Raw genomic sequence first — 19,741 nt, 5'->3', positions numbered from 1 at the left:
GGCCGGGACAGCCAAGTGACCGGCCGGTAGGGTGCTGCTCGGCACGGACGGACCGACGGGAGTGGGGCGCATGGACGGCGACGGCACGGGGTTCTTCGAGTCGGCGGCGCACGCCGCCGCCCAACTGGCCGAAACCGGCTACCTGGCGTCCACCGCGGTGGCCACCACCGTCTTCCTGGCCGACCGGCTGGGCAAGCCGCTGCTCGTCGAGGGCCCGGCCGGGGTGGGCAAGACCGAACTCGCCAAGGCGGTGGCCGAGATCAACCGGGCCCGGTTGGTCCGGCTGCAGTGCTACGAGGGCATCGACGAGGCACGCGCGCTCTACGAGTGGAACCACGCCAAGCAGTTGCTGCGGATCACCGCCGGCCGGGACGAGGGCTGGGACCAGGCCCGCACCGACATCTTCGGCGAGGAGTTCCTGCTCACCCGGCCGCTGCTGACCGCCATCCGCGGGAACGAGCCGACCGTGCTGCTGATCGACGAGATGGACAAGGCCGACGTCGAGGTCGAGGCGCTGCTGCTGGAGGTCCTCAGCGACTTCCAGGTCACCGTGCCGGAGCTGGGCACCATCGCCGCGACCCGGCGGCCCTTCGTCCTGCTCACCTCCAACGCCACCCGCGAGCTCTCCGAGGCGCTGCGCCGGCGCTGCCTCTTCCTCCACCTCGACTACCCGGACGCCGAGTTGGAGCGCCGGATCGTCCGGCTCAAGGTCCCCGGCCTGGACGCCACGCTGGCCGAGTCGCTGGTCCGGGTGGTCGGCGCGCTGCGGGCGATGGGCCTGCGCAAGGCGCCGTCGGTGGCCGAGACCATCGACTGGGCCCGCACCCTGCTGGCGCTCGGCGCGGACACCCTGGACGAGGCCGTGGTCCGCGACACCCTCGGGGTGATCCTCAAGCACCAGGACGACATCCTGAAGGCCACTCGGAAGCTCACCGCGGCATGACGGACCGCCGCGTCCCCGCACCCGCCGGGTCCACCGGGCACGCCGGCCCCACCGCGCACGCCACGCCCACCGGTCCCGCCACGCCACCCCCGCGCGCCGACCTCGCGGCCCGGTTGACCGGGCTGGTCCGGGCCCTGCGCGGCCACGGACTGCGGGCCGGGCCGGCCGAGACCGTCGACGCGGCGGCCGTGCTCGACGTCCTGGGCCTCACCGACCGGGAGCAGCTGCGGGCCGGCCTGGCCGCCGCACTGCTCCGTTCCGAGGGACAACGCGCCGTCTACGACGCCACCTTCGACCTGTACTTCCCGCTCGGCGTCGGCGCACCGGAGGCCGCGCGGAGCGGACCGCCGCAGGGCGACCCGGCCGACGACGCCCGGCCCCCCGCCGGGAACGCCCGCCGCGACCTCGCCGACCCCCTGCGCGAGGGCCTGCGCGAGCGCCTCGCCGCCGCCCTGGCCGCCGACGACCGGGCCGCCCAGGCCCGGCTGGCCGGCGAGGCGGTGGCCGCGTTCGGCCGGTACGGGGCCGGCTCGGCGCCCGGCTCGGACGGCTGGTCCGCCCACCAGACGCTCGGCCGCCTCGCGCCGGAGACCCTGCTGGCCCGCGTACTGGCGGCGCTGCGCGCGGGCCCGGCCCCGGACACCCCGTCCGACGTCTCCGACCGCCTCCTCGCCGACGAGATCCGCCGCCGCATCCAGGACTTCCGCGCCATGGTGGGCACCGAGGCCCGCCGCCGGGTGGCCGAGGTGCGCGGCACCGAGCGGATCGCCGAGCGTGCCGTCGCACCCAGCGCCGACCGGATCGACTTCCTCGCAGCCGGCCGCGACCAGCTCGCCGAACTGCGCCGCACCGTCCACCCGTTGGCCCGGAAGCTGGCCACCCGGCTGGCCGCCCGACGGCGGCGCGCGGCGCGCGGGCAGATCGACCTGCGCCGCACCCTGCGCCGGTCGCTGTCCACCGGGGGCGTGCCGCTGCGCCCCGCCCACCGGCTGCGCAGGCCCGCCCGGCCGGAGATCGTGCTGCTCTGCGACATCTCCGGCTCGGTGGCCGGCTTCGCCGACTTCACCATGCTGCTGGTCCGGGCGATGAGCGAGCAGTTCAGCAAGGTCCGGGTGTTCGCCTTCGTCAACCGCACCGCGGAGGTCACCGAGCTCCTGGCCGGCAGCGGCGCCGATCCGGCCGCGCTGGCCCGGCGCATCCTCACCGAGGCCAAGGTGATGGGCCACCACGGCAACAGCGACTACGGATCCGCCCTCGGCGAGTTCGCCGAGCACCACCTGGACGCGGTCGGCCCGCGCACCAGCGTGCTGATCCTCGGCGACGCCCGGAACAACCACCGCGATCCCAACCTGCCCGCCCTGCACCGGATCGCGGGGCGGGCGCGGCGGGTCTACTGGCTCAACCCGGAGCAGCCCTCGCTGTGGGGCGAGGGCGACTCGGCCGCGACCGCCTACGCGGAGGTGGTGGAGATGCACTCCTGCCGCAACACCCGCCGACTGGGCGAGCTGATCACCCGACTGCTACCGATCTGACACGTGGTCAGGCTCGCGATGCGGCTCAACCGTCCAGTCGGCGCAGGAAGTCCAGCAGTGCGGCATTGACCTCGGCCGGCCGCTCCTGCTGCGTCCAGTGGCCCGCACCGGGGAGAGTGACGTGCCGGTGCAGCCTCGGCGTGAGGTGCTCCAGCGACTGGCGCAGCGCGTCCGGACCCACCAGCACCGACACCATGTCCCGGTCCCCCGCCACGTAGAGCGCGGGCACCTCGATGCCGCGCCCGGCGAAGGCGGCGAGCAACTCGTTGTTGCGGTCGATGTTGCGGTACCAGTTGAGCGGACCGGTGAAGGCCCGCTCGCCGTGCCCGGCGTAGTCGGCCGCGAAGGCCGCGATGTCGGCCTCGGTGAGCCAGTCGGGCAGCTTCTCCGGGTCGGGGACGGTGTCCAGCAGCGTCTGCCCCTGCGGGACGACCCAGGCACTCGGCCGGTCGGCACCGGGACGGTCGCCGGAGCCGCTGAACAGGATGCGACGGAAGGTGGAGTGCGGGTCCCGGGCGAGTTCGGCGTCGGCGACCCCGGGCTGCTGGAAGTAGATCTGGTAGAAACCCTCGCCGAACCGCTCCCGGGACCGCGCCAGCGGCGGCAACCCGGAGACCGGGAGCGGCGGGACGCTCAGCCCGGCGACGCCGCGCACCAGGTCGGGTCGCAACGCCGCGGTCGACCAGGCGACCGGCGCGCCCCAGTCGTGGCCGACCACCACCGCCGGCCCTCCTCCCAGCGCGCCGATCAGGGACGTGACGTCACCGACCAGGTGGAGCAGGGTGTAGGCGTCGACGGCCGCCGGCTGCTCACTGCGGGCGTAGCCGCGCTGGTCGGGGGCGACCACCCGGTAGCCGGCCGCGGCCAGCGGCGCGAACTGGTGCCGCCAGGAGTACCAGCTCTCCGGGAAGCCGTGCAGCAGCAGGACCAGCGGCCCCTCCCCCTGCTCGGCCAGGTGGAGCCGGAGGCCGTTCACCTCGATGTCGCTGTGCCTGATGTCGCCGAACGCCTCGCTGCTCTGCCTGTTCACGTCGCCCCCCTGCTCCTCAGCCGTTCCCGGATCGTCGCCGGACCGATGACGTCCGACCGGTCGCTGTCCACCCTGCCCAGCGGAACGGCCCGGGAACCACCCGGTTCCCGCCCGCTCCGGCACGGCACGGGTCCGGTCGGCCCCGGCTCCCGTCACCCCGCCTGGGCGAGCTTCTCCTGCGCGTCGGCGAGGTCCTCGGCCGTGGGCGCGTCGTCCTGGGTGAGCCGGTGGCGCCAGTACCCACCGAACTCCACCGACGCCCTGGCCAGCCCACGCTCCCCCACCAGGTGACGCCGGAGCGCCCGGACCGCCGACGCCTCACCGGCCAACCAGGCGAAGGGCGTACCGGCGGGCAGGTCCGCGGCGCGGACGGCCTCGGTCAGCGGCCGGCCGGGGGCGGCGCCGTCGCGGTGCAGCCAGTGCACGGTCAGGTCGGCACGGGTGGCCAGCGGTTGGCGCTCCGCCGCGTCGGCCACCTCGACGAACGCGACCGCCCGGGTGCCGGCGGGCAGGGCCTCCAGCAGCGTGGCGATCGCGGGCAGCGCCGTCTCGTCCCCGGCCAGCAGGACCCAGTCGGCTCCGGCGACGACGGCGGCGAGCGGGACCGGCCTGGCGTAGAGCTCGGAGGGGCCGACCATGCCGAGCCGGTCCCCCGGCCGGGCGCGGGCCGCCCAGGCGCTCGCCGGGCCGCGGTCGCCGTGCAGCACGAAATCGACCTCCAGCACCCGGCTGCCGGGGCGCCTGCGGCGGACGGTGAAGCTGCGCATCCACGGCCGCTCGTCCTCCGGGACGGCCAGGTAGGCCTGGTACCAGCTCACCGGGTCGTCGCTGTGACCGGGCAGGACGGGCTCCGTCTGGCCGGGCCTGGGGAAGCAGAGTTTGACCTGCTGATCGGGGGTGCGGCCGACGCCCTCGTCGAGCGACTCCGCCTCGAACGTGACGCGAGCCGTCCGCGGCGTGACCCGCTCGACCCCGATGACCTGGATGTATGTGACGGGCACTGCCACCGTCGGACCCTCCGGTTTCGGCTCCACTGATAACCTTACGCCATAAGGAATTGCCCCCAGGGGGATACTTTACGGCATAAGGAGTTGTTCCGGTGACCGTATTCGCCGGCCAGGGCGATGCCCGCCGCTCGATGCCCCTGCTCTGGCGCGGGCCGGAGGAGCCGCGCACCGGGCGCAGCGGCCCCAAGCCCGCCCTGAGCGTGGACGCCATCGTGGCCGCCGGGATCGCGGTCGCCGACGCCGAGGGGCTGGCCGCGCTGTCGATGCGCGCGGTCGGCGAACGGCTGGGCCGCACCGCCATGGCCCTGTACACGTACGTGCCGGGCAAGGCCGAGCTGCTCGACCTGATGCACGACCGGGTGCTCGCCGAGCTGCCCACCGACCACGACCGCGCCGACGGCTGGCGGGCCGCCACCACGGCCTGGGCCGAGGAGGCCTTCACCTGCTACCTGCGCCACCCGTGGGTGCTGCAGATCTCCCAGGCCCGGCCGGTCATGGGCCCGGCCGAGCTGGGCGCGATGGAGACGGTGCTGCGGGTCCTGGACGGCGCCGGCCTGGAGCCGCCGCTGCTGCGCGGGGTGGTCGCCGCCCTCTGGCAGCTGGTCCGCGGGATGGCCCGGACGGCCGCCGAGGCCCACGTCGCGGCGGCGGACACCGGCATCGCCGACGATGAGTGGTGGTATGCCCGCTCCGCCCAACTCGCCGAACTCGCACCCGACTTCGCGGAGCGCTTTCCACTGCTCACCGCCCTGGAGAGCGGCGCCGCCGCCCCCGCGCCCGGTGACGGCGCCGGCTACCTGGAGGACCGCACCCGGGAGGCCTTCCGCACCGGCCTCGCCGTCCTGCTGGACGGCGTCGAGACGGCGGTCGCCCGACCGGGGCGGTCGTAGGGCCCGCCGTCGCCCTACCCGGGCCTGCCGTCGGCGCGCCCGGCCGGCGGGCACAGGTGTCCCGCTGCCCGGGTGACGGTCGGTCCGAGCGGGTACGCCCGGTCACCGCATCAGCGTAGGCGGGCGGTCCACCGGTGCCCCTCACCAGGGCCGCACCGGCCACGATCATCACCATGGACCCGGCGGTCTCGTGACCGTCCGGGCCGAGGTGACGCACGAAACCGAGGAGGCGCACGCCCCGGAGGTGGCCGGCGGTCGGGGCGGGGCCCGGACGGAGCAGCGCACCCGGCGCGCCGGCCACGGCGCAGGTACGTTCGCGGTGTGCAGCAGAGGTCACACCACGTCAGAGGAGCGGCCGCGGCCGGTGCCGTCGCCGCACTGGTACTCGCCGCGGCGACGGCCGCGGCCGTCGCGCAGGACGCGGCCTCCGTGGTCGGCGGGGAGCGGCTGGGCCGGCCCGCCGTCCAGGTGGCGCCGCTGGCCGGGGCGCCCGCCCTGCCGGCCGCACTCACCGGGCGGTCCTGGCTGGTCGCCGACGCGACCACCGGCGACGTCCTGGCCGCGCAGAACGCGCACGTGCCGCTGCCGCCCGCGAGCACGTTGAAGATGCTGTTCGCGGACACCGTGCTGCCCAAGCTGGACCGCTCCCGGGAGCACAAGGTCGCCCCGGTGGAGCTGGCCGACCTGGGCGTGGGCAGCAGCCTGGTCGGCATCAAGGAGAACCTCCCGTACCGGGTGGAGGACCTCTGGCGGGGCGTCTTCCTCAGCTCCGGCAACGATGCGGTGCACGTCCTGGCCCACATGAACGGCGGGCTCGCGCAGACCGTGGCCCAGATGCAGGACCGCGCGCTGGCCCTGCAGGCCCGGGACACCCACGTGGTCTCCCCCGAGGGCTACGACCAGGAGGGGCAGGTCTCCTCGGCGTACGACCTGACGCTGTTCGCCCGGGCCGGGCTGCGCAACAAGGACTTCCGGGCGTACTGCTCCACCCGTACCGCGCGCTTCCCGGGCGGGGTGGACAAGACGACCGGGCAGCGCACCACCTTCGACATCGCCAACACCGACCGGCTGCTCGGCACGTACCCGGGCCTGATCGGTGTGAAGAACGGCTACACCACCGGCGCCGGGGCGACCTTCACCGGGGCGGCCGAACGCGGCGGCCGCACGCTGCTGGTGACGGTGATGCACCCGGAGTCGCAGAGCAAGGTGTACGACGAGGCGGCGAGCCTGCTCGACTGGGGCTTCGCCGCGGCGGGCAAGGTGGAGCCGGTCGGCCACCTCGTGGAGGAGCCGGCCGCTTCGGCCTCCGCCGAGGCCGGGGCGGGAGCCGGGGTTACGGGCGTGGTGCCGCATGCGATCCGGCAGGCCGATCACGCGCTGGGCCCGGCCGGGTGGACGGCCCTGGCACTCTGCGGGACGCTGGCGCTCTGGGCCACGGGTCGGGCCCGGGCCAGGCGGCTGCACCTGCGGCAGCGTCCGGCGGCCGTCGAGGCCGTCCCCGCGCCGCTCGCCTTCACCCGGCCGGGTGCCACCGCGCTGGGCGGTTCGACGGCGCTGGGCGGTCGCCGGCGCAGGCGCGCGGCCCGGACCGTCCGGGCGACCGTGGTGTCGGCGCGCCGACGTCTGCGCACGCGCTAGCACGACGTGGCCTTCGCCTCCCGCCCCGGCCCCGGCTCCCGCCCCGGCCCCCGAGCGCGCCACCGGGCGGCGGCCCGCGGCCCGACGGACGGCGGGTCCGTCAGGCGGCGGTCCGTCAGGCGGCAGTGCGACGGCCGCAGGTCGGCGCTGCTAGGCGGGCGGCGACGACGACGGCGCGCCCTAGAATGCGGCCATGGACGCCGCCACCCCCGACCCCGCCCCGCAGGACCGGCTCGAACGCCTGGTCCGCCTCTCCACCGGGAGCTACCTCCTGCTCACCACCTACCGGAAGGACGGCACCGCCGTGCCGACCCCGGTCTGGGTGGTCCGCGACGGCGACGCGCTGGGCGTCTGGACCGTCACCGACTCCTGGAAGGTCAAGCGGATCCGCAACCGCGCCGACGTCCTGGTCGGACCCTGCGACGTCAAGGGCCGACCGACCGGCAAGCAGTACCCGGCCACCGCCGAGATCCTCGACCCCGGGCGGACCGCCGCCTACCGGACGCTGCTGCGGCAGAAGTACGGCCTGCTGGGCGTGGTCACCCTGCTCGGCAGCCGACTGCGGCGCGGCGAGCGCGGCACGGTCGGCATCCGGATCACACTGACGGGCTGAACCGCTCCGGCGCGGCCGTCCCTTCGTGCGCCCGGGCGCAGTTGTCCAGGATCACCCGGGCCACCAGCTCCGGATCGTCGTTCATCGGCACGTGCCCGCAGCCCGGCAGCCGGATCAGCCGGGCCGCCGGGAGTTCACGCAGCGCGCGAACTCCCTGACGGCGCAGCAGGATACGGTCACGGCTGCCCCAGGCGACGGTGACCGGCAGGGCGCCGACGTCGCCCGCGAAGCGCAGCCCGCGGCCGGCCGCGAGGGTGGGGCCGAACCCGGTCGCCTCGCGCAGCGCCCGGGTCTCGGCGACCGCGGCGGCGGGCTCCCGCCGGCCCGGGCGGGCGTAGATGGTGCTGACCAGCAGCGCGCGGCCGGCCGTGCAGCGGGCGATCCGCCCGACGGCGGCCGGCGGCAGCAGCCGCGCGCCGAGCCGCATCCCGCCCAGCACCGCATAGGCGTAACGGCGCTCGGCCTCCGTCCAGAACCCGGCCGGGGCCAGTGCCGTCACCGAGCGGGCCAGCCCGGCCCGGCCGAGGCCGAGGGCCAGCAGCCCGCCGAGCGAGTTCCCCGCGACGTGCGGCCGCTCGACGCCGAGCTCCGCGCAGAGCGCCCCGAGCACCGGGACCACCGCCTCCAGCCCGTACGGCACGCCCGACGGCAGGGCGGGCGACGCGCCGAACCCCGGCAGGTCGACGGCGATCACCTCGTGCCGCTCGGCCAGTGCGGGCAGCACCGGCTCCCAGGCCTGCCAGTGGTGGCCCACTCCGTGCAGCAGCAGGAGCGGGCTGCCGGACCCGAGCCGCTGGTGGCGCACGGTCACCTCCCCGGATCCGTGCGGGGCGGGCAGCGCGAAGGTGACGTCGGCGGGCATGCGGCTCCTCGGTTGGACGCGACGTCAGCAAGAATTACCGACGAGTAGCCCACTCGGCAAGGGGCCCGCACCGCGCCCGCCACACCACCGGGCCGGGCTCAGTACCGCAGGGCCCTGACCACGACCGGCAGCAGTGTCTCGTCCGCCGGCCGGCGGCTGAACGCGACCGGCGAGGCCTTCGCCCCCGGCGCGAGGTGTTCGGCGCCGACGACCGCGCTGTCCACGGCCTTCCCACTGGTGTCGGTGAAGTCGACCTGGACCGCGTACGAGGCGGTGTCCAGCCCGCTGTTGGTGATGGTGACCACGACGGCGTGCAGCCCCCCGGTCTGTGCCCGCGCCACCCCGGTCACGGTGACGTCGCCCAGCGCGTTGCCCCCGTTCTCCACGTTGCCCAGCGCGGCCTGCGCGTTCGTCCTCAGCTTCTCGCTCTGCGCCGAGACGGACGCCGCGAACGAGGCGGCCGCGGCCGAGGCGGACTCGGCCGCCGCCGACACCGAGGCCAGCGCCGACTCCGCCGGCGAGGCCAGCCCGGACGGCGGCTCCCCCGAGAACGAGGACGGGTTGGGCGCCGTGCTGAGCGTCGACGCCCCCGAGGAGGTGACCGACGGATTGGTCGACGAACTGCTGCACGCGGCGAGTACGGCGGCCCCGGTCAGCGCGGCCACCAACGCCACGGCACGGGGCCCCGCCCACCTCCGGCGCGCACCCTCGGCAGGACGGTTCGGGAAGCTATGGAGTTCACGCACCGGGGTTCCCTCTTCTGATCGGTGTCCAGCGGCCGACGGCCCCTACGTCCCCATGCTTCGCAACCACCGCCCCCGCCGCGAAACCTGCTGCCCCGTTCGGGTGCCCCGGCGCCCCGCCGACGCCTCCGCCAGCGCCTGAAGATCACGTTCCGGTTGCATGCACACAATCTGCGGAAAGCCAGGCCGGAGCGCCCGTCAAAGAGGCTAGGCTCCCTGCTGGCCGCCCCGGGCACCGGTCGGTGGCCGGCCACAGTCGACGGCTGCTCCGGCGGGGCGGCCCTGGCCCTCCGGGGGACATTCGTGCAGGAAATGGTCAAGGGCGCCAACGTCGGCCTGGCGGCGCTGAGCGACAGCGCCGACTCCGTCATCGTGAGCCTGGGCTGGAGCAGCCCGGGCGGCGACGGGGACGCCGATGTGTCCGTGCTGCTCTTGACCGGGGACGGCAAGGTGCGGAGCAACGCCGACTTCTTCTTCTACAACAACCCGGCGGCCACCGACGGCAGCGTCCAGCTGCTCGGCCAGACCCCGACCGAGGCCGGTACCGAGGACCGGATCCAACTCGACCTGACCGCCGTGCCCGCCGACGTCGAACGCCTGGTCATCGCGGCCAGCCGGCACCAGCGGGCCGCGTTCGGCCGCCTGGACGGCCTCCGCCTCGAACTCGCCGACAGCACCGGGGAGCAGCTGCTCGGCTTCGCCATCACGGACGCGGACTCGGAGAGCGCCTTCGTCTTCGGCGAGATCTACCGCCGCAACCAGGAGTGGAAGTTCCGCGCCGTCGGGCAGGGGTACGACACCGGCCTGGCCGGGCTGGCCACCGACTTCGGCATCGACATCGACGACGACGCGGGCGACGGGAGCGCGCCCGCGGACGAGGTCGCTTCCGGTTCCGACGCGGAGGAAGCCCCGGCCCCGGCGTCCACGCCCGCCGACGCCTCCGCCTCCGCCGGCGCACCCGCCGCCAAGGCGCTGGTACCGGCCCAGGCCCGGGCGCCCGAGGCCACGCCCACCGCGCCGGCCGCGCCCAAGCGCCTGCGCACCGCCAAGAAGCGGGTGGCCCGCCCGAAGACCCCCAGGCCGTCACTGGCCGAGAACGACGCCTGGCGCTCGGCCCGGCTCTTCCCCGCGACCAGCCTCAAGAACGACCGCGAGCGCGAGGTCCGGGCCACCTCCGTCCTGCTGTCCGTGATGGCGCAGGTCCCCGCGTTCGGCCGCCGGCTCACCGCGGCGTTCGGCGCGCCCGCCGGCCGGATGGAGACCTTCACCGAGGTCTCGCTGCCGCACGGCGACTCCCCCAAGCGCCCCGACGGCGTGATCCGGGTGGAGCGGGCCGGGCGGCTCTGGACGGCCCTGATCGAGAGCAAGACCAACGGCAACCCGCTGAAGGCCGAGCAGGTCCAGGACTACATGGACATCGCCGCCCGGCGCGGCTACGAGGCGGTCATCACGCTCTCCAACGACGTCGCACTGGAGGGCAGCCCGCTCGTCACCGTCAAGATCGACGGCCGCCGCAAGCACAAGGTGCTGCTCTGCCACCTCTCCTGGGCCGACGTCACCAACCAGGCGAAGATGCTGCTCCACCACGACGACCTCGCCAACCCCGCCCACCGGTGGCTGCTGGAGGAGCTCCTGCACTACCTCCAGCACGAGAACTCGGGCTGCCACGGGTTCCAGAACATGGGCCCGGCCTGGGTGCCGGTGCGCAACGGCCTCGACGACGAGACGCTCACCCCGGGGGACGAGCGCGCCGTCCAGGTCGTCGAGAGCTGGGAGCGGCTCATCCGCCAGGTCTGCCTCCAGCTCGGCGGCGAACTCGGGGTCAAGGTGCTGCCCGTCCAGCGGGCCCGGCGCGGCGACGACCCGCTGACCCGGCGGACCGCGCTCGCCGACCGCCTCTGCACGGACGGCCGGCTCGTCGCCGAGATCAGGGTCGACGACACCGTCGGCAGCTTCGAGCTGACGGCCGACCTGCGGGTCGGAAAGCTGCGCACCTCCATCGAGGTCCCGGCCCCGGAGCAGGGCTACCCGCTCAGTTGGGTCAAGCGCCTGGTCCGCCAGCTCGCCGAGGCACCGGCGGACCTGCACATCGAGACCCTGACGGACGGCACCGCGGCCGGGCCCCGGGGCACCCTGGAGAAACTCCGCCCCGAGCCCGGTGACCTGCTGCCGAAGGACTCCTCGAAGATCACCGGGTTCCGGCTCTCCCTCTCGAAGACCATGGGCAGCACCCGGGGCAATGCCGAGTCGGGCTTCATCCGCAGCGTCGACGCCGCCGTCGAACGGTTCCACACCGCGGTGATCGCCCACCTCGACCACCGGGCGGCCCGCCGCTGACCGTCGCAGGTCCGCCGCCGGGGCCGGGGCCGCACCTGCGGCTCCGGCCCTTTCGTGTTCCGGTGGGGCGATTCGCACCGTACGGGAACCAGCGGGGGTGGCGGGCCGACTGCTGGGGGGTGAGTGTGATGTCGCCGGATGGCCGGCCGTGGAGTGTGGTGACGGGGTTCGCCCTGCTGTTGGTGGTGGTGTTCGTGGCGGCGTTCACGCTGGGGCGCGGCGCAGGACCGGTGTCGCCGGGCCTGACGCCCGGCAGCGGCGGCGGGTGGGCGCCGGGGATGAGCGGGCACGACATGGGGGTGGGCCGGTGAGCGCCGTCGCGGATGCGCGGGCCGGGGCACTGGTCAGTACCGATCTGGCGGTCGGCGGGATGACCTGCGCGGCCTGCGTCGGCCGGGTGGAGAAGCGGCTGGCGCGGATCGACGGGGTCACGGCCGGTGTCAACCTCGCCACCGGGCGGGCCCGGGTGCTGCACCCGGCCGGGGTGGGCGTCGAGGAGCTGATCGCCGCGGTCGAGCGGGCCGGGTACACGGCCGAGCCGGCCGGGGCCGGGCAGCCACCGACGGAGCGCGAGGAGGAGCCGGCGCAGCGCCGACAGCTGCTGGTGACGGCACTGGCGGCGGTGCCGGTGGTGGTGCTGTCGATGGTGCCGCCGCTGCAGTTCCCGGCCTGGCAGTGGGTCTGCTTCGGGCTGGCCGTCCCGGTGGTGACGTGGGGCTCGGCCGGGTTCCACCGGCGGGCCCGGCAGGGCCTGCGGCACGGCACGGCGACCATGGACACCCTGGTCAGCCTCGGTGTGGTGGCGTCCTTCGGCTGGTCCGCGTACGCGCTGCTGTTCGGCGGGGCGGGCACGATCGGCATGCGGATGCCGTTCTCGCTCACCGCGGACGGCGGAGGCGCCGCGCACGTCTATCTGGAGGCGGCCGTGGGGGTGCCGCTGTTCGTGCTGGCCGGGCGGCTGGTGGAGGGGCGGGTGCGGCGGCGCAGCGGTTCGGCGCTGCGGGCGCTTGCCGAGCTGGGCGCCAAGGAGGTGTGCGTCCGTGATCCGCAGTCCGGGCTGGAGCGGTTGATCCCGATCGAACAGCTGCTGCCCGGCCGGGAGTTCGTGGTCCGGCCGGGCGAGCGGGTGGCCACCGACGGGGTGGTGGTGGACGGCGGCTCGGCCCTGGACCTCAGCCTGCTGACCGGGGAGAGCGCGCCGGTGGAGGTCGGCCCCGGGGACACCGTGGCGGGCGCCACGGTGAACGTCGGCGGTGCGCTGGTGGTCCGTGCCACCGTCGTCGGCGCGGACACCCAACTGGCCCGGATCACCGCACTGGTGGCGGACGCGCAGGCCGGCAAGGCCCGGGCCCAGCGGCTCGCGGACACGGTGGCCGGAGTGTTCGTGCCGTGCGTGCTGGCGGTGGCGGTCGCCGTGCTCGGCTTCTGGCTGGGCGCGGGCGCCGATCCGCAGGCGGCGGTGACGGCCGCGGTCGCGGTGCTGGTGGTGGCCTGCCCCTGCGCGCTGGGCCTGGCCACGCCGACCGCGCTGCTGGCGGCGACCGGCCGGGGCGCGGAACTGGGTGTCCTGGTGCGCGGGCCGGAGGTGCTGGAGAGCCTGCGCCGGATCGACACCGTGGTCCTGGACAAGACCGGGACGCTGACGACCGGCCGCACGGAGCTCACCGACCTCACCGTCGTGGACGGCGTGGACGGCGTGGACGCGGACGAGGTGCTGCGACTCGCGGGCGCGGTCGAGCACCACTCGGAGCACCCCGTCGGACGGGCCGTCGTGGCGGCGGCCCGTGCCCGGTGCGGTTCCCTCCCGGCCGTGGCCGGCTTCACGGCCACCACCGGGGTCGGCGTCTCGGGCACCGTCGAGGGGCGGCCGGTCCGGGTGGTCCGGCCGGACGACGCGGCCGGACCGCTGCCCGCCGCGCTGCCCGCCGCGCTGGCCGGGGCGCTGGCCCGGGCCGGGGCGGCCGGCCGCACGCCGGTGCTGGTGGAACTGGACGGGCGGGCGGTGGCGCTGCTCGCGGTCGGAGACACGCTGCGCTCCGGCAGCTGGCGGGCGCTGCACCGGCTGCGCGCGCTGGGGTTGGAGACCGTCCTGCTGACCGGCGACGGCCCCGGCGCCGCCCGCGCGGTGGCCCGCGAGCTGGGCATCGAACAGGTGCACTTCTCGGCCTCACCGGCGCGCAAGGCCGAGGTGGTCGCCGAGCTGAGGGCGGCCGGCCGGACCACGGCGGTGGTCGGCGACGGCGTCAACGACGCCGTCGCGCTGGCCTCGGCGGACCTCGGAGTGGCACTCGCCTCGGGCAGCGACGCCGCGATCGGGGCGGCCGGGCTCACCCTGGTGCGGGGTGACATCGAGGCGGTGGTGGACGCCGTCCGGTTGGCCCGGCGAACGCTGGCCACCATCCGGGTCAATCTGCTCTGGGCGTTCGGCTACAACGTGGTGCTGATCCCGCTGGCCGCGGTCGGGCTGCTGAACCCGATGCTGGCGGCGGTGGCCATGTCGCTGAGTTCGCTGCTCGTGGTGGGCAACAGCCTTCGGCTGCGGACGTGGCGGCCGGGGCGGGGTGGCGGGGCCGCCCGCCGGCGCGGAGACGGGACCGGTCCGGGCCGTGGCACGGCGGGGCGTGGGCGGCGGACCGCCCCGGGGGTGACCGGGTGAGCGCCCGGTTCGGCAGCCGGACGGCCGACCGGCTGCGGGTGGTCGGACCGCCGGTGGCGGCGGCCGCGGTGGCGCTGGCCCTGCTCTCCGGCTGGACGGCGGTCGGCGGGGCCGGGCGGCAGCGCCCGGTGAAGGCCGGGGCGGGCTGGGTGCTGCTGCCGACGACCGGCCGGGCGACCGCCACGGCCGCGTTCTTCACGATCCGCAACCCCGGCGACGTCCCGGACGAACTCACCGGTGCGAGCTGGGAGTTCGGTGGCCTGGTCACCCTGAAGCGGCATCGGCACCAGGGCGCGGCGGGTCGGTGGGAGCCGGTCGCCGCGCTGCCCGTGCCGGGGCGCGGCGAGCTGGTGATGTCACCGGAGGACGCCGACCTGATGATCGTCGACCCGCCGGGCCTGCGGGCCGGGCAATGGGTGGAGTTCACCCTCAGCTTCCGCAACAGCCCGGACCTGCGGCTGAAGGCCGAGGTCGTGCCACCCGGCGGGCGGCGCACCGACTGAGTCCGGGCGGCGGCGGCCCGGTCGGGCCGCCGCCCTCAGCGGTGCGGCACCACCGCGACCGGGGCGTCCGCGTGGTGCAGGACGGCGTGGGCGACCCGGCCGAGCCGCCGGCCGAGGTCGTGCGGGCGGTGGCGCCGCCCGACCACCACCAGATCCGCCACCCCGGAGGCCGCCACCAGCGTGCGGGCGACACCGAGGCCGACCTGCTCGACGAGGTCCGTCCCCGGGTACTGCTCGCGCCACCCGGTGAGCGCGACGGAGAGCGCCTTCGTCTCCAGCTCTTCAAGCTCCGCGAACTCGGGCTGCGACGGGACTGGTTCTTCCTTCCCCTGCGGATCACGAACCGCTGCTGTCGGGCGGCGCTTCCTGACGCACCGTCGCTCCCCCACTCTCGCGGCGGGGGTGGGTGGGGACCAGGGGCCGACGGGCCCTCCGGCCAGGGCCGGAAGTCCCGCCGGGTGTGTACGGCGCGCTGCCCGACAGCCGCAGCGCCGCCGCCCGTCCGATCGGCACCAGCCGGCGCGGCGGCGCCCCGGCGGAGGACGGCCGACGGTGGCCGGACAGCCGCCCCGTCCGCAGCCGATGGCGGACGGCCTCGTCGCTCAGGGTGCGGCCGCGATCAGGCCGAGCAGGCCGTCGAACCGGCGGTAGAGCACCCGACCGCGCCGCGTCCCGGGCTGGGTGAAGAACAGGAACGGCAGGTCGGCGGCGCAGAGCCGGTCGACGGCCCGCACCTCCGTCAGTTCGGGCGCGCCGACGGGGCTGAGGGTGAACGGGACGACCGGGCGGGTGGGCGGCCCGGCGGCGGCGGTGCGCGCGAGCCGGTAGCCGGTGGGGCCGGTCCGGTAGACGACGGCGTCGGTCTCGGTGGCGGGGTCGGTGAACAGGTGGATGTCGAAGTCCATCGCGTCCATGGTCCGGGCCGCCGCGTCGGGCGAGCACCAGACCAGGTGGGCCTCCTTGCGCCGCACGATGTGGCGCGGCCCGGCCGAGGACGGGAGGGCGGTACGCAGGACGCCGGCACGCGGGAGGCCGGTGCACGGGTGCGCGCCGAAGGGCGACGCCCCGGCGGACGCCGGCGCCCGGCCGGCGCGCGACGCCCCGCCCTGCGCGGGAACGGCCGAGAGCAGGCCCCGCCCGCCCGCCCGGCGCGGCCACGGCAGCGGCGTCCAGCCGGTGGTGACGGCCGCGATCCGGGCGCGCAGCCCCTCGGCCAGCCGGTCCAGGGCCGCGGCCCGGTCGGTGGCGGCCTCCTGGACGCGGATCCGCCGGCCGTCCACCTCGGCGTTGACCTGCGCGAGCACGGTCACCGCGCCGACCGGCCGGATCCGCACCCGGACCGCCTCGACCAGGGCGTCCGCCCCGCTCACCACCGCGGCGATCCGGGCTCTGGTGTCGATCGCGACGCCTCGCGACAGCCCCTCGTCCACCTGTATCGCGACCAACTCGCCCACCTCAGGCCTCTCCTGTCCAGTCACGCCGTTCGCCGTCCCGTCACGTCTGCCCACCGGTGCGCCCCGCACACCCGTGCGGCGCTCACGATCCCGGTGCCGCGCGGCACCGGCAAGGGCCGAACGGCCCGTCGGCGCCCGCCGCCCGGCCCGGCCTCGCACCCGCCCGGCGCGACGAGCGACTCCGGCCGGCGCCGAACCGACCCCCGCCCGGGCCGGCGACCACCCGTCCGCCGCCGGATCATGCGGGCGGAGCGCCACAAAGATGGGGGCCCGTCCCCCATGCCCCGGTGGCCACGCCAGAGCAAGGATCAGCACCGAGGGCGGCGGCTTCGACGGCGACGCGGCCCTCTCGCGGCATCGGAGGTGCGGTGGTGGCAGAGGTGGACGCCGTGCGCAGAGCGCACCCCGACGGGGGCGGCGCACCGGTTCAGGGCCCGGTCGCACCGGCGTCCGGCAAAGCCGCCACGACGCCGCACCCTCCGATGCCCGGCGATGCTCCGGTCCGGGTCAGCACGGTCGCACCCGCACCGGCGCCAGCTCCCGGCACCCGACCGGCCACTCGGCCGGCCCTGACCCGGCGGGCCCCGACGGACCGGCCCGCGTGGTGGGAGCGGGCGCTGACCCCCGGCCTGCCCCGACCCGCCGGCCGGCCCGACTGGGCCGCCTTCACCGAGGCCGCCGTCGCCGCAGCACCCGTGCGGCCGATCGTCCCGCGCGCCGCCTACCCGGGTCTGACCGGTTTCGTCCTGATCCTCGCGCCGTTCGCCGAACGCGCCCTCGTCCGGCTGCAGGCCGCCCTCGACCCGGCCGTCCACCGGTCCGGCCACCTGGACGTCCCCGCCCTGCGGGCCGACTTCACCGCCCGCCTCGCCGAGCGACTCGGCCGGATCGCCGCCCGCACCCTGGTGCTGGAGCTGCACACCGCGCGGGCCGGCGGGCGGCTCGCCGGCAGCACCGCGCAGGAGCGGTTCCGCTCCTTCCTCGCCCTCACCGCCCGCCGCGACGGCCTCGCCGCGCTGCTGCGCGAGTACCCCGTCCTGGCCCGGCTGCTCGCCCGGGCCTGTCTGGACGCCGCCGACGCGCACGCCGAACTGCTCAACCGCTTCGCCGCCGACCGGCCACTGCTGGTCGCCGGCCTGCTGCGCGGCGCCGACCCCGGGCCGCTGCTGGCCGTCGAGTCCGACGCCGGCGACCGCCACCGGCGCGGCCGCGCCGTCGCGGTGCTGCGCTTCGCGAGCGGCGCCGCCGTCGTCCACCGCCCTCGCCCGCCCGCCGCCCACCGGCACTTCAACACCCTGCTGGACTGGCTCGCCGCACAGCCCGGTGTGCCCCGGCTGCGCACGCTCGGCCTGCTGGACCGGGGTGGCTACGGCTGGACCGAGTTCGCCGAGGCCCGCCCCTGCCTGACCGCCTACGAGGTCGAACGGTTCTACCGGCGCCAAGGCGCACTGCTGGCGCTGCTGCACGCCCTGGACGGCACCGACCTGCACTACGAGAACCTCGTCGCCGCCGGGGACCAGCCGGTGCTGGTGGACGTGGAGACGTTGTTCCATCCGCCGGCCCGGGCCTGTCGGGCGCAGGACCCGGCAGCCCGGGCGCTGGAGGAATCGGTCCACCGGGTCGGTCTGCTGCCGCAGTGGCTGCTCGGTGACGACGGCGCCGTGGACGTCTCCGGCATCGGCGGCGGTGGCCGGCGGGCCACCTCCCCGGTCGAGGGGGTGGACTGGGCGAACGCCGGCACCGACGAGATGCGGCTGGTGCGGCGCACCCGCCCGCTCGCCGAGGCCCGCAACCGGCCCTGGCTGGACGGCGCGCCCGCCGACCCGGCCGACCACACCGAGGCACTGGTGGCCGGCTTCCGCGCCGGCTACACCGCCGTCACCGCAGGGCGCGACCAACTCGTGGGCCCCCGAGGGCTCTTGCGATCCTTCGCAGAGGACGAGGTCCGGGTGGTGCCGCGTGCCACCCGGGTGTACGCGCGGCTGCTGGACGAGTCGACCCACCCGGACGTGCTGCGCGACGCCGCCGCCCGGGGCGCGGTCCTGGAGCTGCTGCGCACCGACGCCGTCGCCGACCCGGGGCGCCCGGAACTGGCCGACCACGAGCTCGCCGACCTCCACCGCGGCGACGTCCCGCTCTTCACCACCCGCCCCGGCAGCCGCGACCTGTGGACCTCCGCAGGACGCCGGCTCCCCGGCGAGCTCGCCGCGACCGGCCTGGCCCGCGTCGAGGCCAAGCTGGCGGCGCTCGGCGAGGTCGACCGCAAGGACCAGGAGTGGATCGTCCGGGCGGCGATGGCGGGCACCGCCGCGGCTCCCGCACACCGCCCCGGCCGGCCGGCGCCGGAGAACGTCTGGGCCACCGCGCCCGAACCGGAGCAACTCCTGGCCGCCGCCCGGGGCGTGGGCGACCGGCTGGTCGCGGCCGCGTACCGGGGCCGCTCGTGCACCAACTGGCTCGGCCTGGAGCTGCTCGCCGACCGCTACTGGCGGGTCCGGCCGCTCGGCGCCGACCTGGCGGGCGGGTACACCGGCACCGCGCTGTTCCTCGCCCAGCTGGCCGCCCTCACCGGCTCCGACCGCTACGCCGAGGTGGCCCGGCGGGCACTCGCGCCCGTTCCCGGCCTGCTCGACACCCTCGGCGCGCACCCCGACCGGCCGGCCGCCGTCGGCTCGGGCGCCTTCGCCGGCCTCGGCGGGATCGCCTACGCGCTCACCGAGATCGGCCGCACCCTGGACGACCCGCTGATCCGGCAGTGGACCGGCCCGGCCGTCGCGCTCACCTCGGCCGCCGCCGCCCGGGAGGCCGACTCCGGTGTGCACAGCGGCACCGCCGGCGGGCTGGCGGCGCTGCTCGCCGTGCACACCGCCACCGGCCGGCCCGAGGCCCTGTCCGCCGCGGCGGACTGCGCCGACCGGCTCGCCGCCGCCCCGGTGCCCGCCGGTACCGGCTTCGCCCACGGTTCGGCGGGCACCGGCTGGGCGCTGCTGCGCTACGCGGAGGCCGTCGGGGAACCCGCCGACGGCCCGCACCACCGGGCGGGCCTCGCCGCCCTGCACGCCGCCACGAGCGCCCGCGCCCGGGAGTCCTCCTGGTGCCGGGGCCGACCCGGCATCGCCCTCGCGGTGGTCGACAGCCCGCTCGCCCGCGCGGACCGCCGGCTCACCGAGTGGGCCCAGCGCGCCGTCCGCAACACCGCGCGTGCCGCCCCGTCGGCCGACCAGAGCCTGTGCCACGGCGAGTCGGGCGTCCTGGAGCTGCTCGGCCGCAGCGGCCCGACCGCCGGGCGGACGCCCTGGGTGCGCCGGGCGGGCGCGCTGCTGGCCGGCGTCGACCAGGACGGCCCGCGCTCCGGCGCCCCCGGGTCCGTGCCGCACCCGGGCCTGCTCACCGGCCTGGCCGGGATCGGCCACGGGCTGCTCCGGCTGGGCTTCCCCGAGCAGGTGCCCCCGGCCCTGCTGCTCCGCCCCCGCCACCCGGCCGATCGGCCGGTCCCCTGACCGCACCGCCGTTCACGTCCTCGACGACCGCAG

Annotated in this window: 16 protein-coding genes; 10 read left to right on the top strand and 6 right to left on the bottom strand. The window is 76.4% G+C overall.

Annotated elements, in window-relative coordinates:
* Positions 1–70: 70 nt before the first annotated feature.
* The gene (locus AB0J08_RS22465) at positions 71–943 is read left to right on the top strand and encodes a MoxR family ATPase (protein ID WP_360636943.1); all 873 of its coding nucleotides are present in this window, start codon (positions 71–73) and stop codon (positions 941–943) included.
* Positions 940–2,475: a VWA domain-containing protein gene (locus AB0J08_RS22460; RefSeq protein WP_360636940.1), complete on the top strand. Its 1,536-nt coding sequence runs from the start codon at positions 940–942 to the stop codon at positions 2,473–2,475. The genes AB0J08_RS22465 and AB0J08_RS22460 overlap by 4 nt, the downstream gene beginning before the upstream one ends.
* A 25-nt stretch (positions 2,476–2,500) precedes the next feature.
* On the opposite strand, the gene AB0J08_RS22455 is transcribed toward AB0J08_RS22460, so the two are convergent.
* Positions 2,501–3,505, bottom strand: coding sequence for an alpha/beta hydrolase (locus AB0J08_RS22455; RefSeq protein WP_360636937.1), 1,005 nt, complete (start codon positions 3,503–3,505; stop codon positions 2,501–2,503).
* A 152-nt stretch (positions 3,506–3,657) separates the two neighbouring features.
* Positions 3,658–4,512 (bottom strand): siderophore-interacting protein, encoded by an 855-nt coding sequence (locus AB0J08_RS22450; protein ID WP_360636934.1) that lies wholly within the window; start codon positions 4,510–4,512, stop codon positions 3,658–3,660.
* Positions 4,513–4,604: 92 nt separating this feature from the next.
* On the opposite strand from AB0J08_RS22450, the gene AB0J08_RS22445 reads away from it, so the two are divergent.
* The 3 genes from AB0J08_RS22445 (at position 4,605) to AB0J08_RS22435 (ending at position 7,653) form a co-directional block, all read left to right on the top strand.
* A complete protein-coding gene (locus AB0J08_RS22445) occupies positions 4,605–5,402 on the top strand; it encodes a TetR/AcrR family transcriptional regulator C-terminal domain-containing protein (protein ID WP_360636931.1) in 798 nt (265 codons plus the stop codon).
* Positions 5,403–5,780: 378 nt separating this feature from the next.
* A complete protein-coding gene (locus tag AB0J08_RS22440) occupies positions 5,781–7,040 on the top strand; it encodes a D-alanyl-D-alanine carboxypeptidase (RefSeq protein WP_360637039.1) in 1,260 nt (419 codons plus the stop codon).
* A 193-nt stretch (positions 7,041–7,233) separates the two neighbouring features.
* Positions 7,234–7,653, top strand: a complete 420-nt coding sequence (locus AB0J08_RS22435; RefSeq protein WP_360636928.1) for a PPOX class F420-dependent oxidoreductase — start codon at positions 7,234–7,236, stop codon at positions 7,651–7,653.
* Here the strand turns inward: AB0J08_RS22435 and AB0J08_RS22430 are convergent.
* Positions 7,637–8,515: an alpha/beta fold hydrolase gene (locus AB0J08_RS22430; protein WP_360636925.1), complete on the bottom strand. Its 879-nt coding sequence runs from the start codon at positions 8,513–8,515 to the stop codon at positions 7,637–7,639. The two genes, AB0J08_RS22435 and AB0J08_RS22430, sit on opposite strands and share 17 nt — an antisense overlap.
* Before the next feature lie 98 nt (positions 8,516–8,613).
* Positions 8,614–9,180, bottom strand: coding sequence for a hypothetical protein (locus tag AB0J08_RS22425; RefSeq protein WP_360636922.1), 567 nt, complete (start codon positions 9,178–9,180; stop codon positions 8,614–8,616).
* Between the two features lie 390 nt (positions 9,181–9,570).
* On the opposite strand from AB0J08_RS22425, the gene AB0J08_RS22420 reads away from it, so the two are divergent.
* From AB0J08_RS22420 to AB0J08_RS22405, 4 genes are all read left to right on the top strand, one after another.
* On the top strand, positions 9,571–11,595 hold the full coding sequence (locus AB0J08_RS22420; RefSeq protein ID WP_360637036.1) for a TerD family protein: 2,025 nt from the start codon (positions 9,571–9,573) through the stop codon (positions 11,593–11,595).
* Between the two features lie 158 nt (positions 11,596–11,753).
* The gene (locus AB0J08_RS22415; RefSeq protein ID WP_360636920.1) at positions 11,754–11,906 is read left to right on the top strand and encodes a hypothetical protein; all 153 of its coding nucleotides are present in this window, start codon (positions 11,754–11,756) and stop codon (positions 11,904–11,906) included.
* On the top strand, positions 11,903–14,251 hold the full coding sequence (locus AB0J08_RS22410; RefSeq protein WP_360636917.1) for a heavy metal translocating P-type ATPase: 2,349 nt from the start codon (positions 11,903–11,905) through the stop codon (positions 14,249–14,251). The genes AB0J08_RS22415 and AB0J08_RS22410 overlap by 4 nt, the downstream gene beginning before the upstream one ends.
* Positions 14,248–14,754, top strand: coding sequence for a copper chaperone PCu(A)C (locus tag AB0J08_RS22405; RefSeq protein WP_360636914.1), 507 nt, complete (start codon positions 14,248–14,250; stop codon positions 14,752–14,754). The genes AB0J08_RS22410 and AB0J08_RS22405 overlap by 4 nt, the downstream gene beginning before the upstream one ends.
* Positions 14,755–14,789: 35 nt before the next feature.
* On the opposite strand, the gene AB0J08_RS22400 is transcribed toward AB0J08_RS22405, so the two are convergent.
* Together AB0J08_RS22400 and AB0J08_RS22395 are read right to left on the bottom strand one after the other, a co-directional pair.
* Entirely contained in the window at positions 14,790–15,143 is a 354-nt protein-coding gene (locus tag AB0J08_RS22400; protein WP_360636911.1) for a universal stress protein, read from the bottom strand.
* Between the two features lie 213 nt (positions 15,144–15,356).
* The gene (locus AB0J08_RS22395) at positions 15,357–16,208 is read right to left on the bottom strand and encodes a sigma 54 modulation/S30EA ribosomal C-terminal domain-containing protein (RefSeq protein WP_360636908.1); all 852 of its coding nucleotides are present in this window, start codon (positions 16,206–16,208) and stop codon (positions 15,357–15,359) included.
* A gap of 482 nt (positions 16,209–16,690) precedes the next feature.
* Between AB0J08_RS22395 and AB0J08_RS22390 the strand changes: the two genes are divergently transcribed.
* Positions 16,691–19,708 (top strand): type 2 lanthipeptide synthetase LanM family protein, encoded by a 3,018-nt coding sequence (locus AB0J08_RS22390; protein WP_360636905.1) that lies wholly within the window; start codon positions 16,691–16,693, stop codon positions 19,706–19,708.
* Positions 19,709–19,741 lie beyond the last annotated feature (33 nt).

This window comes from Kitasatospora sp. NPDC050463, assembly GCF_040655255.1.
Lineage (GTDB): Bacteria > Actinomycetota > Actinomycetes > Streptomycetales > Streptomycetaceae > Kitasatospora.
Note: the sequence above shows the minus strand (reverse complement) of the source record. Positions and strands in the feature narration are given on the sequence as shown.

Excerpts from the sequence above, each read along its gene's own strand:
- AB0J08_RS22465 (WP_360636943.1), top strand. The coding sequence starts at position 71 with ATGGACGGCGACGGCACGGGGTTCTTCGAGTCGGCGGCGCACGCCGCC.
- AB0J08_RS22460 (WP_360636940.1), top strand. The coding sequence starts at position 940 with ATGACGGACCGCCGCGTCCCCGCACCCGCCGGGTCCACCGGGCACGCC.
- AB0J08_RS22435 (WP_360636928.1), top strand. The coding sequence starts at position 7,234 with ATGGACGCCGCCACCCCCGACCCCGCCCCGCAGGACCGGCTCGAACGC.
- AB0J08_RS22430 (WP_360636925.1), bottom strand. The coding sequence starts at position 8,515 with ATGCCCGCCGACGTCACCTTCGCGCTGCCCGCCCCGCACGGATCCGGG.
- AB0J08_RS22420 (WP_360637036.1), top strand. The coding sequence starts at position 9,571 with ATGGTCAAGGGCGCCAACGTCGGCCTGGCGGCGCTGAGCGACAGCGCC.
- AB0J08_RS22390 (WP_360636905.1), top strand. The coding sequence starts at position 16,691 with ATGCCCGGCGATGCTCCGGTCCGGGTCAGCACGGTCGCACCCGCACCG.